Origin of the sequence: Campylobacter sp. FU_497, assembly GCF_025772425.1 — a bacterium.
Taxonomy (GTDB): Bacteria; Campylobacterota; Campylobacteria; order Campylobacterales; family Campylobacteraceae; genus Campylobacter_D; species Campylobacter_D lari_C.
This window is the reverse complement of the sequence record NZ_JAKMSC010000013.1, coordinates 1-14,779: the sequence shown is the minus strand read 5'-3', so window position 1 is coordinate 14,779 and position 14,779 is coordinate 1. Positions and strand designations below refer to the sequence as shown.

Here is a 14,779-nt window from a genome sequence, read left to right as displayed (position 1 = left end):
CTTAGTTGTTATAAAAGTTTTCCTTTAAGTTTTCTTCCATAGCTTTGATGTTTTCTTTTGATTCTTCTTTAGCGTTAAATCCTCCACCAAAGGCTTTCATAACATCTACAATGGAATTTGCAAGCTCATAAGATGAGTTAGTATAAGAAAGTTTAGCATTTAAATAATTTCTTTGATCTTGTAAAAAATCAGCCAAGTTAATCACACCATTTTCATATCTTAAGGTAGAAATTTCATAAATTTTACTTTGAGCTAGAAATAAATTTTTATAATTTTGCTCATTTTCATAATAGCTTTGGCGGTTAAATAAAGCAAGTCTTATTTCTCCAAAGGCTGTTTTTAAGGTGTTTTCATATTGCAAAAAAGCTTCATCTTTGGTAAGTTTTGCGATATTAACATTATTCATAATCTCACTCCAATGAAAAATCGGCATTGCAAAATTTCCAGCTACATTCCAAGTATTGCTTCCATGTTTGACTAAAAGATCTAAATCATTACTTTGAAAACCCAAAAGTCCTGTTAAAGAAAGGTTTGGTAAAAATGCAGTTCTAGCTACTCCAACAAGATAGTTTTTTTCTTCTAAAGTTTTTAAACTAGCTTGTACATCAGGTCTTTGAAGTAAAATTTCACTACCAATGCCCTCAGGTATGCTAAGTTCGTATTGTCCTATTTTTTTATACTCTATGCTATTATAAAGTATATCATCAATATCATTTGAAGTTAATATTTTTAAAGCTTTGGCGTTAGCTTCTTTTTGAATTTTAGCATTTGTGAGCAAAACTCTTGAATTTTCAAGTTCAGCTTTAAATTTGTTAAGCTCATACTCACTAATCACTCCAAGTTTAAAATGCTCTAATTTTAACTCATAAGTTTTTTGATAACTTTGGGTTGTTTCTTCTAAAATTTTTACTTGCTCGCTTAAGCTTGCTAGGTTAAAATAAGTTTTTACTACATTAGAAATTAAACTTAATCTCGCACTTTCATAGTCAAACTCACTAGCTTGCAATTTTGCTTTTGAGGCACCATAAGTATCTCTGTATTTACCCCATAAATCTACTTCATAGCTTAAATTTAAACCAATATTAAAATCGTTACCATAAGCAAACTCATTGCTTTTATTACTTGGAGCATTAATGCTAGTTTTTCCTCTTGCTCCACTAGCACTTCCATCAAGCTTAGGAAGCAAATCGCTTCTTGCTATACCTAAAGTTTCATAAGCTTTTTGTAAATTCATATATGCAATTTGCAAGTCGTTATTATTTTTTAAAGCTTGATCGACTAAGGTATTTAAATAATTATCATCAAAAGCTTTCCACCACTGTTTATTAATGCTAATGTTTTGATCTAAACTTTTAGTGTAATTTACATCTTTGATTTCTAAATTTGGTTTTAAACTGCAAGCTGTTATTAAAAAACAACTTGCAAAAATTATTAACTTACGCATTGATTTTACCTCTTTTTTTATCAAGCCATTTATTAAAACTTTCTAGTAAATAGAAAAATAAAGGTACAAAGAAAATGGCTATAGTAGAAGCTGCTATCATACCCCCTATGACACCTGTACCTATTGCATGACGACTTGCGCTTCCTGCTCCATAAGCAAAATATAAAGGTAAAATACCACAAATAAATGCTAATGAAGTCATTACAATAGGTCTAAATCTTAACTTAGCTGCACTAATAGAAGCTTCAAAAATACTTTTTCCTTTTTTAAGGTGTTCTTCCATAGCAAACTCAACAATCAAAATGGCGTTTTTAGCTGAAAGACCTATTAAAAGTAAAAGCCCTGTTTGAAAATATATATCATTTTCTAAACCTCTAAGCCATACAAGAAGTAAAGAACCAAACACCGCAAAAGGCACAGCAGTGATTACTGCTAAAGGCATGAGCCATCTTTCATACTGAGCTGCTAGAATCAAAAATACAAATAAAAGTCCTAACATAAATGCTATTTGTCCTGCACCACTACTTGTAACTTCTTGATAAGCTGAACCTGCCCAGGCAATAGAATAATCCTCTCCTAAAGTTTCTTTGGCAACTTGTGCAATAGCATCAATGGCTTGTCCTGAGGTATAGCCTGGAGCAGGATCACCTTGCACTAGTGCTGATGGGAACATATTAAAGCGTTTTACATCATCAGGTCCAACACCTCTATGAAGGGTTAAAACGCTATCTAAGGCTATCATAGAACCATCATTTGCCCTAACAAAGATGTTTTTTAAAGCATTTTGTGTATTTCTAAAATCTCCAATTGCACTAATATTTACACGATAGTTTTTCCCAAGCATAGAAAAATCATTCACATAATAAGTTCCTATAGTAGCATTTAGCGTGCTAAATACATCTGCTAAATTTAAACCATAAAGTTTTACTTTGTCACGATCAATTTCTAATTTTAATTGTGGAAAATTAGTATCAAGTGTCGTTCTTACATTGTTAAGTTCAGGACGTTTATTTGCTGCTTCAACTAATTTATTTACATCTGCTTGAATTTCATCATAGCTTTTACCACCACGATTTTGTGCATACATTTCAAAACCACCGGTTAAACTTAAACCTTGGATTGGTGGTGGATTAACAAAGAAAGTTTGGAAATTTGGATTTAAGAAATATTGTTTATTATACATTCCTGTTAAATCAAAACTACTAGTATCTCTATTGCTCCAATCTTTTAGATTTACAAACATTGCTCCAGCATTTTCTTTTAAAGAGCCTGTAAAAAGATCATAACCTATAAGTCCTACTACATTTGTTATATTTTCATTTTTACGCAATTCTTCTGCCATAGCATCCATTGATTGAGTAGTTCTATTAAGCGAAGATGCTGCTGGTAGATTAACAATAGTTAAGAAGTTTCCTTGATCTTCAGGCGGAACAAGTGAATTAGGTACTAATTTAAATAGTCCATATAAACCACCTATTAGAATAAAAAATATTATAACAAATCGCACGGTTCTTTTAAGTATATAAGCTACACCGGCTCCAAAAACTTCAGTAGACCAATCAAAAATATGATTGAATTTTTTAACTAAATAAAATGGCTCCCCTTCATTTCTTCTTAAAAAAATCGCACATAAAGATGGAGTTAGTGTTAAAGCTACAAAACCTGAAATTGTAACTGAAATTGCTAGGGTTATAGCAAATTGTTTTTGAATTTCGCCCACAAAACCGGATATAAATGAAACAGGTATAAATACTGCACAAAGTACAAGAACGATAGATACAACAGGTGCAGCAACTTCATCCATTGCTTTAATAGCTGCTTCTTTTATGCTTATATTAGGATCTTCATGCATAATTCTATCGATATTTTCAACCACAATAATCGCATCATCAACAACAATACCAATGGCGAGTACCAAGGCAAAAAGTGTAAGCAAGTTAATACTAAAACCTAAGACATATAATCCTGCAAAAGTTCCTAAAATAGAAACAGGCACAGCAATCATAGGTATGATAGTTGAGCGGAAATTTTTTAAGAATAAATACATTACAATTACAACCAAAATAAGTGCTTCAAAAAAAGTTTTTACCACTTCTTTAATAGAAGCTTTAATAAATATAGTTGTATCATAAGGTACTTTATAAGTTAAACCTTCAGGAAAGTTTTTTGCTAGTTCTTCAAATTTTTTCTGTACTAATTCAGCTGTACTTACTGCATTTGCTCCAGTTTGTAAGAAAATCAAAATAGGAGTTGCATCATTTCCATTCAATCTACCATTGAATGTATATTCTCTTGAGCCCAAAGAAACTTCAGCCACATCTTTAAGTCTTAAAAAAGAGCCATCGCTATTTGCTCTTATGATAATTTCTTCAAATTCTTTGGTATTTTTTAACCGCCCTTGCATAGTTACTGAATACACATAAGGAGATCTTTCTACTACAGGTTCTTGACCTATCTTGCCAGTAGCATATTGAGCATTTTGCTCACTAACTGCAGCGATAACATCAGTTGCAGTAACTTGGTATTTGTTTAATAAATCAGGATTGAGCCAAATTCTCATAGAATAATTTCTTGAGCCAATAGCCACAGCATTACCCACGCCAGGAACCCTTGCAAGATCATCTAAGATATTTAATGCAGCGTAATTATATACTTCAAGTGAATCCATAGAACCATCAGGGGAATATAAAGTAGCAACTTCTAAAATACTTGAACCAGTTTTTCTTACGCTAACACCAGTTTTTTTAACATCTTCAGGTAGTTTTGCCATAGCAGCTGAAATTCTATTATTAACATCAACTGTTGCTTGGTCAGGATCTGTACCTATGTTAAAATACACACTTAAACTCATATCACCTGAAGAACTTGAGGTTGAATCCATATAAATCATATTTTCAACCCCATTGATTGCATCTTCAAGAGGAATAGCCACCGTTTGAGCCACCGTTTGAGCATCAGCGCCTGAGTAATTTGCACTTACTTTTACAACAGGTGGAGTTAGAGAAGGGTATTGTTCTACAGGCAAAGAATAAAGGCCTATAATCCCTGCTAAAGAAATGATAATAGCTACAACAGAAGCAAATACAGGTCTTTCTATAAAAAATTTAGAAAACATTATTTATTCTCCATTACGCTAACACTTGCACCGGGACGGATTTTTTTGAAGTTATTTAAAATCACTTTATCGCCATTTTTTAATCCCTTGTCAATAACTGCTCTATCAGGGGTTTGATAGATAACATTAACAATGGTTTTAACCACTTTTCCATCTACTAAAGTATAAACATAAGTAGCACTATCGTCTTGTAAAAGAGCAACTTGAGGAATTTCAAACCCATCTTTTTGAACAAAACCACTAACATGAACATTTGCAAAAGAACCAGGCATTAAACTTGAGTTATTATTGTCAAAAATAGCCTTTGCTTTTACCCCGCCACTGCGAGTGTCTATAACGCTATCTATAAAATATAATTTTCCATTAAAAAGTTCACCGCCGACATTAGCTTGTACTTGGATATTTTCTAACTGCCAGTTACCGCTTTGAATATTTTTATTCATATTAATTTTATCTACATCAGAAATATAAAAATCTGCAAAGATAGGGTTAATATTTGTAATGCGTACAAGCTCAGTTGATGAAGCATTTACATAATCACCTACATCCATCAGTGCATCTCCTAAAACTCCATCAAATGGAGCGCTTACTACAGTGTATTTTAAGTCTAATCTTGCATTAGCAAGTTTTGCTCTAGCACTTTCTAAATTAGCTTTTGTGGAGTTAAATTTAGCTAAACTTGCATCGAATTCTTTTTGTGAAATAGCATTCTTTTCTATTAGAATTTGATCTCTTTTGAAATTTTTTTCAGCATCATCAAAATTTGCTCTTGCAACTAAGGCTTCTCCATAAGCCATATTTACGCTTGCTTGATATTTATCAGGTTCTATAAGAAAAAGTTTATCGCCTTTTTTAACAGCTTGGCCACTTTTGAAATATTTTGCTTTGATTTCACCGCTTACTTTTGGCTTGATTATCACATCTAATTCAGTGCTTAATCTTGCAGGATAGGTAAATTCTAAAGGTAAGTTAGCACTTTGCATAGTCATAATGCTTACAGGTTGGGGAGGGAGTTGTTTAACTTGTGCGTTTTTATCATCTGAACATGCTACAAAGATAAGTGAAGCACAAGCTAGAGTTAAAAGTTTTGTTTTCATTGGTTTCCTTAAAATTATTTATTTAGCTCAATAAAAAAGTAATTTATATTACAAAAATATATGCATAATTATTCTATCAATATATAGTTAATTAAAGTTAATAACCCCACTAATAAAAAGTTTTACGATTTTTGATGCATGCTCTTCTTGCTCTTTTTTATTCATTAGTACTTTATTTCCAAAAATACTTTGCATAAAAAAAGTTCCTCTTAACATAGCACAAAATGTAACACTTAAAAATTCAGCATTGTTAGCTAAATGCTCATTTTCCATTTCAAATCTTTTTCGTAAAACATTTTCAACTTCTTTGCGATTATTACCTTTAAACCATGAGGAAAAATCAAATTTATCATTATAAATTTGAGAGTATAGAAGTCTTACTATAGAAATGGTTTTTTTGTTGTTGAAAATTTTTAAATAAGCCAAGGAATACTGATATAAATATTCTTCTAAGCTTAATTCATTCGTGATTTTCATATTTTTTTTTAAATTAGCTAAGAAATGATTTTCGGCAAAATCATTTAGTATATCTTCAAATAAACCTTCTTTACTTTTAAAGTGCTCATAAACACTAGAAAAAGATCCACCGGTTTGTTTAATAATGTCTTTAAGATTGGTTGCTTCATAACCATTTTTTAAAAATGATTCTGAAGCAATTTGTTTGATTTTCTCAAGTCTTGCTTGAGATTTAGTAGAAAGTTTTTTTTTCATTTTTAATGTTTTTTGTGCTTTAAAACAGAATTTTTTGGATAGACAAAATTACTTTCTCTTGTAATAATGATATTTTTATCATCAAGCGCATAAGCTTTAATGGTTAAAGGTATTACTGTATCTTTTCTATCATTATTTGCTAGTTTTTTGGTAGCTTTTAAAACAACTATTTGTTTATCTTTTTCACCGGCTTTTAATTTAAAAGATTTTTTTGGTCTAATGATTTCTAAACCATCATCAATTCCCTGTAATTTCACATCAAAATAATACTCATGAGTTTTATTATCTGTATTTTGGAATAAAAATACATAAGCATTAGTGATTAATAAATCTCCATCATGTGTTTTTCTTACTTGATAAAGCTCACTGGAACGATTGATATTTAAAAGCATATTTTCTTTTTTGCTACCCATTAAAACTAAGGCTGCAAAAACACCACATAAAACTACTAAATACCCGATGGTTCTAAATCTAAAATATTTTACTTTTTCTCTTGTTTCAATAGCTTTTGCACTAGTCCAGTTAATCAAACTAGGGCGATCAAATTTAGCTTGAATTTTTGAACAAGCATCAGCACATTCAAGACAGTTAATACACTCAAGTTGCATTCCTTGGCGTATATCTATATGAGTAGGGCAAATTTTTACACAGGCTTCACAACCTATGCATTCACCTTGTGGTGGTTTTTGATAAAGTTTGGTATGTCCATCATAAATCACACCGCCTCTTTTATCATCATAGATAACTTGAACGGTATTATTGTCAAACATTACAGATTGAATTCTTGCATAAGGACATACATAAACACAAAATTTTTCACCCAAATACACTATATCAAAAGTAAAGGCCAAAGAAGCACAAAATAAAATCCCCAAAAGCAATAAATGATCAGCAGGGTTTTGAATATATACAAAAAAATCTTCAGGTGGTACAAAATACCATAAAAAAGCACTCATCATTAATAGAGAAAAAAGATAAAAAATCATAATACTTAAAACTTTTTGAACAAAAAATCCCTCAGCTTGTTTTTGTTTGTTTGCGGTGCTTTTGTGAATTTTAAAGATTTTTGTTTGCAATAAATCTCTATAAATAACTCTAGCAATGGTTTGAGGACAGCTCCAAGCACACCAAATTCTTCCTGCTAGAGTGGTAACAAAAAGTATAGTTAAAAACATACCCATGATAACAAAAGGCATTAAATAAAGCTCTTGGGTATCAAAAGCAATAAAAAATAAATTAAGTTTTTTATGGTCAAAACTTAATAAAAAGAAATGATTTCCATTGATTTTGACAAAAGGTAACGCTATGAAAATAATCATAGAAATGATATAAGCTATATACCTTTTTTTAGTATAATTGGTAATACAAGCACTCATTATTATTTTCCTTGAGAAATATTTTTTTAATTGTAGTACTAGAAAAATTAAACCAAACTTTGTTTTAATTAAGAATTTATGTTTAATTTTTATTTATGTAATTATTACAAAAATAAATTTTATTTTCAAGTGAAATTGTGATATAATCCTTTTTTTAATTTTATTTAAGAAAGGTGGTGAGGGTCGTGCCAGGAATTAAGGTACATCCTAATGAGTCTTTTGATGAAGCGTATAGAAAATTCAAAAAACAAGTAGATAGAAATCTAGTTGTTACTGAAGTTCGTGCAAGAAGATTTTTTGAGCCTATGACTGAAATTCGCAAAAAACAAAAAATTTCAGCTCGCAAAAAAATGCTTAAAAGACTTTATATGCTTAGACGCTACGAGTCAAGACTCTAATACCAAAAGCCGAATTTTCGGCTTTTCTTCGATTATTTTTATGTTTCTTTGGATTTTAATCATTCATTTTTTTGGACTTATTTTACCAGGACCTGATTTTTTCTTAGTAAGTTCTTATGCCTTAAGAGAGGGTATTAAAAGTGCTTTAAAAGCAAGTTTGGGTGTGAGTTTGGCCATGAGTGTGTGGATTATACTTTCCATACTTGGTTTGAGTGTGATTTTTCATCAATTTCCATTTTTGCAAATTGCTTTATCAAGTTTTGGAGCTTGCTATCTTTTGTATTTAGCTTATGGAATTTATAAAAATGCAAAAATAGGTAATATAAAAGTCCAAAAAACTCATATATCTGCATTTTTAAGTGGGATGATTACAAATTTATCTAATCCAAAAGTTATTTTTTATTTTGCTAGCGTTTTTGCAAGTTTTGATTTTGCCCAAATGCGGTGGATGTTGATAGTTTTAATTTTTGTTTTGATTTTAGAAACCATAATTTATTTTTCTTTAATTTCTTTATTATTTTCAAAACCTTTCATGGTAAGAATTTATCAAAAGAATTTAAAACTCATTGATTATTTAAGTGCTTTTATATTTTTTGCTTTTGCTGTGTTTATTTTAAGTAGCAATTTAATGACTATGATAAATTAAAGCAATTAATTTTTATTAATACTTTTTTTGTTAAAATCTTATTTAAGTTAAACTTATTAAATTATAGGAAAGATTATGAAACACATTAAAACTATACTTAAACTTAGTATGATAAGTGGTATTGCTGCAATAAGTGCAGGCGCTTTAAGTGCATGTAGTAGCAATGCAAGTGATTCTAATAATGCATTAAGTCAAGCAGCAAATACTCAAGGTGCTTTTGTTATCATCGAAGAAACTGCTCCAAATCAATACAAAATCAAAGATCAATTTCCAAGTGATGAAACTAGGGTAGTTTTAAAACAACTTGATGGTACAGAAAGAGTTTTAAGTAAAGAAGAAATGGATAAATTAATCCAAGAAGAAGCTGCTAAAATAGACAATGGTACTTCAAATTTAACAAATCCAAACAATGCTCAAATGAGCAGTGGAGGACTTTCTTTAGGTGAAACACTGCTTGCGAGTGCAGCTGGAGCTATACTTGGTAGCTGGATAGGTTCAAAACTTTTTAATAACCAAAATTTTGCAAATCAACAAAGGGGTGCATTTTCAAATCAAAGTGCTTACCAAAGAAGTGTAAATAGTTTTAATAAAGCAAGTACAAGTGCTACTTCAAGCTCGAGCGCGAAAAAATCAGGCTTTTTTGGCGGTGGTTCTAAGGCCACTTCAAGTTCTTCTAGCTCTTTTGGATCTTAAGGGTGTAAAATGAATTTTTTAAAAGTAAATCCTTTAGAAAAATCTTACTTAGAACAAATAGGTTTTTCATGGCATACAGATAATGATGGAAGTGATTATTTAGATTCTAATTTAGTTTGTGTGAGAGAAAATGAAGCAAATGCATATTATGAAGCAGTGAATGAACTTTATGATATGTTTGTAGCTGCTGCGCAAGAAGTGATTGATAATGATCGTTTTGATGAGCTTGGAATTCCTTTTAATTTAGTTGATGCGATTAAGATGAGTTGGGAAAATGATGTGCATTGGCATTTATATGGAAGGTTTGACTTAGCAGGTGGGCTTGATGGCAAGCCTATAAAGCTAATAGAATTTAATGCTGATACTCCAACATCTTTATTTGAAAGCGCTATTTTACAATGGGCTATTTTAAAGCAAAATAACCTAGATGAAAGTTCGCAATTTAATAATATATATGAAGCCTTAAAAGATAATTTTAAAAGACTTATCACTTTAGAAGAAGATGTAAGCGAGTTTGAAAAGTATTATGAGGGTTGGAAGATATTATTTTCTTCAATCGCAGGTAGCGATGAGGATATGATTACAACCAAACTTTTAGCACACATTGCTAGTGAAGCAGGTTTTGAGAGTGAGTTTTCTTATATTGATGAGGTTGAATTTTCGCCTGAAGGTATTTTTAAAAATGATGTAAATTTTGAGTATTTTTTCAAGCTCATTCCTTGGGAAAGCATAGCCATAGAAGAGGGTGAGCTTGCTATGCTTTTAACGCAAATCATGCAAAATCAAAAAGCAATCATTTTAAACCCTGCTTATACTTTACTTTTTCAAAGCAAAGGTATAATGAAAATTTTATGGGAGCTTTATCCAAATCATCCTTTATTGCTTGAAACAAGTGATGAGCCTCTAGTGGGTAAAAAATGTGTTAAAAAACCTGTTTTTGGTAGAGAAGGAGCAAATGTTTCCATTATAGAAGCTAATGGAGATGTAAGTTTTGAAACAAAGGGAGATTATCAAAATAATCGCTTTGTATATCAAGAATTTGCTGAGTTTAATAAAAATGAAAATGATTATTATCAAGCAGGAGTTTTCTTTGCTTATGAGGGTTGTGGATTAGGTTTTAGAAAAGGTGGTTTGGTGCTTGATAATTATTCTAAATTTGTAGGACATATAGTAAAAGATTAATGAAAATAGTATGTTTAGATGCTGCTACCTTAGGTGGAGCGGATTTAACGGTTTTTGAAAGTCTTGGCGAGTTTGTAAGTTACGACTTAACTTCTAAAGATGAGGTTATTGCAAGAATAGCTAATGCACAAGTTGTGATGATAAATAAAATCATCATTGATAAAGAAGTGATAGATAACACTAATTTAAAGCTTATTTTACAACTTGGTACAGGGGTAAACAATATAGATGTAGCTTATGCAAATTCTAAAGGTATAGTGGTAAAAAATGCCGCTAGTTATTCTACAAAAAGTGTTTTAAGCCATACCTTTGCCTTGCTTTTCGCTTTTTTAAATCAAATTCCATATTATGATAAATGGAGCAAAGAAGGTAAATGGTGTGAGAGTAAAATGTTTTGTGATTTTAGTAAGACTTTGCATACTTTAACCGGTAAAAAACATGGTATTATAGGACTTGGAGCTATAGGTAAAGAAGTAGCTAGGGTTTCTCAAATGTTTGGTTCTAAAATTTGTTATTATTCTACCTCAGGGACTAATAATAATGATGAATATGAAAAAGTAAGCCTTGAAGAGCTTTTAAAAACTTGTGATGTAATTAGCATACATGCGCCTTTAAATGATAAGACAAAAAATTTATTAAGTAAAAAAGAACTAATGCTTTTAAAAGATGAGGCTATTTTGATTAATGTAGGGCGTGGTGGAATCATCAATGAAGCAGAATTAGCTCAAGTTATGAATGAGAAAAATATCAAAGTAGGACTTGATGTGCTTGAAATAGAACCTATGGTTAAAAATCATCCTTTGCTTAGTATAAAAAATAAAGAAAATTTAATCATCACTCCACATGTTGCATGGGCAAGTGAAGAATCCATACAAAATTTAGTCCAAATTGTATTTAATAATCTTAAGGAGTTTATAGAAAATGGCAAGTGAACATAGTTTTGATATTAGTGGTGAAATTGACAAGCAAGAGTTAAAAAATGCTTTAGAACAAGCTAAAAAAGAGCTTGATAGCAGATATGATTTAAAAGGCATTAAAAGTGAAATAGAGTTAAATGAAAAAGAAAGTGTTTATAAACTTATTTGCTCTAGCGAAGCAAAGCTTGAAGTGTTAAAAGATATTGTTATTTCAAAGCTTATTAAAAGAGGGATAAACCCTAATGGTATTAAGGAGTTAAGCAGAGAAAGTGGGGCAAATTTTAAACTAAATTTAAAAGTTAATGACGCTATTGATGCTGATAGTGCTAAGAAGATTAACAAAGCTATAAAAGATAGCAAGCTAAAGGTAACTTCAAGTATTAGAGGTAATGAAATTCGCGTAGTTGGTAAGCAAATTGATGACTTGCAAAGTGTGATGAAAATAGTAAAAGAACTCAATTTAGAACTTAATCTTAGTTTTAAAAATCTTAAATGAAAAATTTACCTCAAATAGTTTTTTTGTGTTTTGTGTGTGTTTTTTTAAGCTCTTGTGCTTTAAAAAGCAAAACACAAGCACAAAGTGCTTATATTATTTTAAAAACCTCAGAGTTTAAATTTGCTGATTATGGTTTTTTATATGAGGGAAAAAATTTTACAAGTTTAGAGCTTTATAGCGCTTCTAAAGCCTTACTTGAGTTAAAAATTAGCGATAAAATTTGTGTTAATGGTGTTTGTTATGCAAAAACATATTTTAATAAAAGATTTTTTAATAATGAATATTATGATGATTTTTTGCAAGATCTAATCTATAAAAAGCCTATTTTTTATGGAAAAAATAAACAAATTACCTCTTGTGGTTTTACTCAAAAGATTATAAGTAAAAATTATGATATTTTTTATGAGGTTTGTGATAAAAATATGAGTTTTAATGATAAAAAATCCAAAATCAAATTTAGCATAAAATCAATATAAAGGAAAATATGAAAGATTTAAAACTTTTTCTTAATGATACTTTTAAAAGCAATATTTATAAAAACTTACAATGCAGTGAAGATGAAATTTTAATTTTAAAGCATTTATGCAAAAATTATTTGCGAGCAAATGCAAGCATTAATGCTTATAATCTTCTTAGCGAAGTTTTTAAAAATGATGAATATGAGTATTTAGATCATTTAAAAGATCTTAAAAATCTTATAGAAAAAGGTTTTATTGTTCAATTTTTTTCTGATTTTAAATCGAGTAAAAATTCAAGCTTACTTTTAAATTTATTACAATGTGAGTTAAGTTTAAGTGAAGTTTTCTTACAAGTTTTAGAAAATAAAACCATACAAGATTATATGCAAGATCAAATTTATGAAGATCATATTGCGTATTTAAAAGATGAATTTTTTAAAATAGAGCTTTATCAAAGATTGCGTTTTTTTGCTAAAAGCTCTCAAAGTAAGAATATTAAAAAAGATATAACCACCTTTGAAGCATACATTAAAGAGCGTTTAAAGAAAAGTAAAATTTCTAATGTTTTAGCAGATATTTTTAAAGAATATGCTTTAAATGATAATGAATGTTTGATATTTATTAGTTTGTTAAAAGAAGAGTATTTGCTAAATACTGAAAATTCTTATAGTAGAGATTTTAATTTTTTACTTCATTTAATTAGTGAAGATGATGCGCAAAAGCAAGAAAACAAAGCTTTGCTAGAAGAAGATTCTAAACTACTTAGTTCAAATCTTTTAGAATATGATGAATTTGTTAATTCTTTGGGTGATATAACTAAGATTTTTTATTTAAGTGATGATATTTTACAAAGAATTATTAATTTCAAAGAGCCAAAGAAAAATAAAAAAATTAAACTTCAAAATTTAGTTAAAGAACAAGATATCTTTGAGCTAATCGAGCCAAATATCAATATAGATGATGTTATTATGCCCCAAAGTACTAAAGATTTGTTAGAAAGTATATTAAAACAACAAGATAAAAAGGTTTTAGAAAGATTAAATAAATGGGGTATAAAAACTAATAAAAACATAGAAGCTAAGATAATTTTCTATGGTCCTGCTGGTACAGGTAAGACTATGAGCGCATTAAGCATGGCAAAAGCTATGAAAAAATCTATTTTAAGTTTTGATTGCTCAAAAATTTTAAGTAAATATGTGGGCGAGAGTGAGCAAAATGTAAGAAAGATTTTTGATACTTATAAAGAACTTTGTCAAACAAGTAAGCAAAGTCCTATTTTGCTTTTAAATGAAGCGGATCAGTTTTTAAGTACTAGAGTAGAAAGCAGCGCTGGTGCTGATAAAATGCATAATCAAATGCAAAATATTTTTTTAGAGCAAATTGAGCGTTTTAGTGGAGTTATCATAGCTACAACAAACTTTTTAGAAAGTTTAGATGTGGCTTTTTCAAGAAGGTTTGAGTATAAAATCGAATTTAAAAAGCCAAATTATGAACAACGCTTAATGATATGGCAAAAAGCTTTGCCTAAAAATGCTAAATTTGATGATAGTTTTGATTTAAAAAAATTAGCTTCATATGAATTAAGTGGAGCTCAAATTGCAATGGTGATTAAAAATACAGCTTTAAAAGCAGCTATTTCTAAAGATGGTGTTTTTAAAATGAGCGATTTTTTACACACTATAGAAAAGGAAATAGAATCTTCTTTTGATAAAAATAAGATAGTTGGCTTTAAAAATTAAAATTCACACAAATTTCACAAGCAAACAATATCATTCTTTCAATTTTTATCTAAAGGAGAAAAAATGAAAATGAAATTAATGGTAGCTAGTTTAGTTTGTGCAAGTTCTATGTTTGCAGATATGGTTGTTAGCCCAAATGCTTTACCTCAAAAGGCTCAAGAATTTTTAAACACTCATTTTAAAGGTGTAAATGTAGGTTATGTAAAGCAAGATGTAGATTCTTATGAAGTAAATTTAGTTGATGGAACTGAAATTGATTTTATCATTAATGGAGACTGGAAAGAAGTTGATGGAAAATATAAAGCAATTCCAACAGGATTTATCCCAAAAGAAGTTATTGCAAAAGTACAAGCAGCACAACCAAATGCAGCTATTGTAGAAGTAGATAAAAAAATCAATGGTTATAAATTCAGAACAAACAATATGATGGAAATTTATACAGATTTTAAAGGTAATATTTTAGGTCAAAAATTTGATGATTAATCACTTAATCCTTCCAACTAACTC

General features: G+C 29.7%; 14 protein-coding genes. 9 read left to right on the top strand and 5 right to left on the bottom strand.

What is annotated here, in order from left to right; genetic code table 11:
• Position 1: 1 nt before the first annotated feature.
• From L8W68_RS06035 to ccoG, 5 genes are all read right to left on the bottom strand, one after another.
• Positions 2 to 1,444, bottom strand: coding sequence for an efflux transporter outer membrane subunit (locus tag L8W68_RS06035; RefSeq protein WP_263675388.1), 1,443 nt, complete (start codon positions 1,442 to 1,444; stop codon positions 2 to 4).
• The gene (locus L8W68_RS06030; protein ID WP_263675387.1) at positions 1,437 to 4,559 is read right to left on the bottom strand and encodes an efflux RND transporter permease subunit; all 3,123 of its coding nucleotides are present in this window, start codon (positions 4,557 to 4,559) and stop codon (positions 1,437 to 1,439) included. The genes L8W68_RS06035 and L8W68_RS06030 overlap by 8 nt, the downstream gene beginning before the upstream one ends.
• Complete coding sequence (locus tag L8W68_RS06025; protein WP_039629236.1) at positions 4,559 to 5,656, bottom strand: efflux RND transporter periplasmic adaptor subunit; 1,098 nt, start codon at positions 5,654 to 5,656, stop codon at positions 4,559 to 4,561. The genes L8W68_RS06030 and L8W68_RS06025 overlap by 1 nt, the downstream gene beginning before the upstream one ends.
• Before the next feature lie 87 nt (positions 5,657 to 5,743).
• Positions 5,744 to 6,367, bottom strand: coding sequence for a TetR/AcrR family transcriptional regulator (locus L8W68_RS06020; RefSeq protein ID WP_039619488.1), 624 nt, complete (start codon positions 6,365 to 6,367; stop codon positions 5,744 to 5,746).
• A gap of 2 nt (positions 6,368 to 6,369) precedes the next feature.
• A complete protein-coding gene (gene ccoG, locus L8W68_RS06015; RefSeq protein ID WP_257938982.1) occupies positions 6,370 to 7,743 on the bottom strand; it encodes a cytochrome c oxidase accessory protein CcoG in 1,374 nt (457 codons plus the stop codon).
• A gap of 185 nt (positions 7,744 to 7,928) precedes the next feature.
• Between ccoG and rpsU the strand changes: the two genes are divergently transcribed.
• From rpsU to L8W68_RS05970, 9 genes are all read left to right on the top strand, one after another.
• Positions 7,929 to 8,141: a 30S ribosomal protein S21 gene (gene rpsU / locus L8W68_RS06010; RefSeq protein ID WP_002780697.1), complete on the top strand. Its 213-nt coding sequence runs from the start codon at positions 7,929 to 7,931 to the stop codon at positions 8,139 to 8,141.
• Positions 8,142 to 8,181: 40 nt separating this feature from the next.
• Positions 8,182 to 8,787 carry a LysE family transporter gene (locus tag L8W68_RS06005; RefSeq protein ID WP_263675383.1) on the top strand — a complete coding sequence of 202 codons (606 nt, stop codon included), beginning with the start codon at positions 8,182 to 8,184 and terminating at the stop codon, positions 8,785 to 8,787.
• A 75-nt stretch (positions 8,788 to 8,862) separates the two neighbouring features.
• Positions 8,863 to 9,480, top strand: coding sequence for a UPF0323 family lipoprotein (locus tag L8W68_RS06000; RefSeq protein WP_258108466.1), 618 nt, complete (start codon positions 8,863 to 8,865; stop codon positions 9,478 to 9,480).
• 9 nt (positions 9,481 to 9,489) lie between these two features.
• Positions 9,490 to 10,662, top strand: coding sequence for a glutathionylspermidine synthase family protein (locus L8W68_RS05995; RefSeq protein ID WP_263675381.1), 1,173 nt, complete (start codon positions 9,490 to 9,492; stop codon positions 10,660 to 10,662).
• Complete coding sequence (locus L8W68_RS05990; protein ID WP_263675380.1) at positions 10,662 to 11,594, top strand: D-2-hydroxyacid dehydrogenase; 933 nt, start codon at positions 10,662 to 10,664, stop codon at positions 11,592 to 11,594. The genes L8W68_RS05995 and L8W68_RS05990 overlap by 1 nt, the downstream gene beginning before the upstream one ends.
• Positions 11,584 to 12,075 carry a YajQ family cyclic di-GMP-binding protein gene (locus L8W68_RS05985; RefSeq protein WP_263675379.1) on the top strand — a complete coding sequence of 164 codons (492 nt, stop codon included), beginning with the start codon at positions 11,584 to 11,586 and terminating at the stop codon, positions 12,073 to 12,075. The genes L8W68_RS05990 and L8W68_RS05985 overlap by 11 nt, the downstream gene beginning before the upstream one ends.
• Complete coding sequence (locus tag L8W68_RS05980; protein WP_263675378.1) at positions 12,072 to 12,551, top strand: hypothetical protein; 480 nt, start codon at positions 12,072 to 12,074, stop codon at positions 12,549 to 12,551. Before L8W68_RS05985 ends, L8W68_RS05980 begins: the two co-directional genes overlap by 4 nt.
• Positions 12,552 to 12,559: 8 nt before the next feature.
• The gene (locus L8W68_RS05975; RefSeq protein WP_263675377.1) at positions 12,560 to 14,272 is read left to right on the top strand and encodes an ATP-binding protein; all 1,713 of its coding nucleotides are present in this window, start codon (positions 12,560 to 12,562) and stop codon (positions 14,270 to 14,272) included.
• Between the two features lie 63 nt (positions 14,273 to 14,335).
• Positions 14,336 to 14,755, top strand: coding sequence for a PepSY-like domain-containing protein (locus L8W68_RS05970; protein WP_039619466.1), 420 nt, complete (start codon positions 14,336 to 14,338; stop codon positions 14,753 to 14,755).
• The last annotated feature ends 24 nt before the right edge of the window (positions 14,756 to 14,779 follow it).

Bases quoted from the DNA above. Each gene is read 5' to 3' on its own strand.
- L8W68_RS06035 (WP_263675388.1), bottom strand. From the start codon at position 1,444: ATGCGTAAGTTAATAATTTTTGCAAGTTGTTTTTTAATAACAGCTTGC.
- L8W68_RS06030 (WP_263675387.1), bottom strand. From the start codon at position 4,559: ATGTTTTCTAAATTTTTTATAGAAAGACCTGTATTTGCTTCTGTTGTA.
- L8W68_RS06025 (WP_039629236.1), bottom strand. From the start codon at position 5,656: ATGAAAACAAAACTTTTAACTCTAGCTTGTGCTTCACTTATCTTTGTA.
- L8W68_RS06020 (WP_039619488.1), bottom strand. From the start codon at position 6,367: ATGAAAAAAAAACTTTCTACTAAATCTCAAGCAAGACTTGAGAAAATC.
- ccoG (WP_257938982.1), bottom strand. From the start codon at position 7,743: ATGAGTGCTTGTATTACCAATTATACTAAAAAAAGGTATATAGCTTAT.
- L8W68_RS06005 (WP_263675383.1), top strand. From the start codon at position 8,182: ATGTTTCTTTGGATTTTAATCATTCATTTTTTTGGACTTATTTTACCA.
- L8W68_RS06000 (WP_258108466.1), top strand. From the start codon at position 8,863: ATGAAACACATTAAAACTATACTTAAACTTAGTATGATAAGTGGTATT.
- L8W68_RS05995 (WP_263675381.1), top strand. From the start codon at position 9,490: ATGAATTTTTTAAAAGTAAATCCTTTAGAAAAATCTTACTTAGAACAA.
- L8W68_RS05990 (WP_263675380.1), top strand. From the start codon at position 10,662: ATGAAAATAGTATGTTTAGATGCTGCTACCTTAGGTGGAGCGGATTTA.
- L8W68_RS05985 (WP_263675379.1), top strand. From the start codon at position 11,584: ATGGCAAGTGAACATAGTTTTGATATTAGTGGTGAAATTGACAAGCAA.
- L8W68_RS05980 (WP_263675378.1), top strand. From the start codon at position 12,072: ATGAAAAATTTACCTCAAATAGTTTTTTTGTGTTTTGTGTGTGTTTTT.
- L8W68_RS05975 (WP_263675377.1), top strand. From the start codon at position 12,560: ATGAAAGATTTAAAACTTTTTCTTAATGATACTTTTAAAAGCAATATT.
- L8W68_RS05970 (WP_039619466.1), top strand. From the start codon at position 14,336: ATGAAAATGAAATTAATGGTAGCTAGTTTAGTTTGTGCAAGTTCTATG.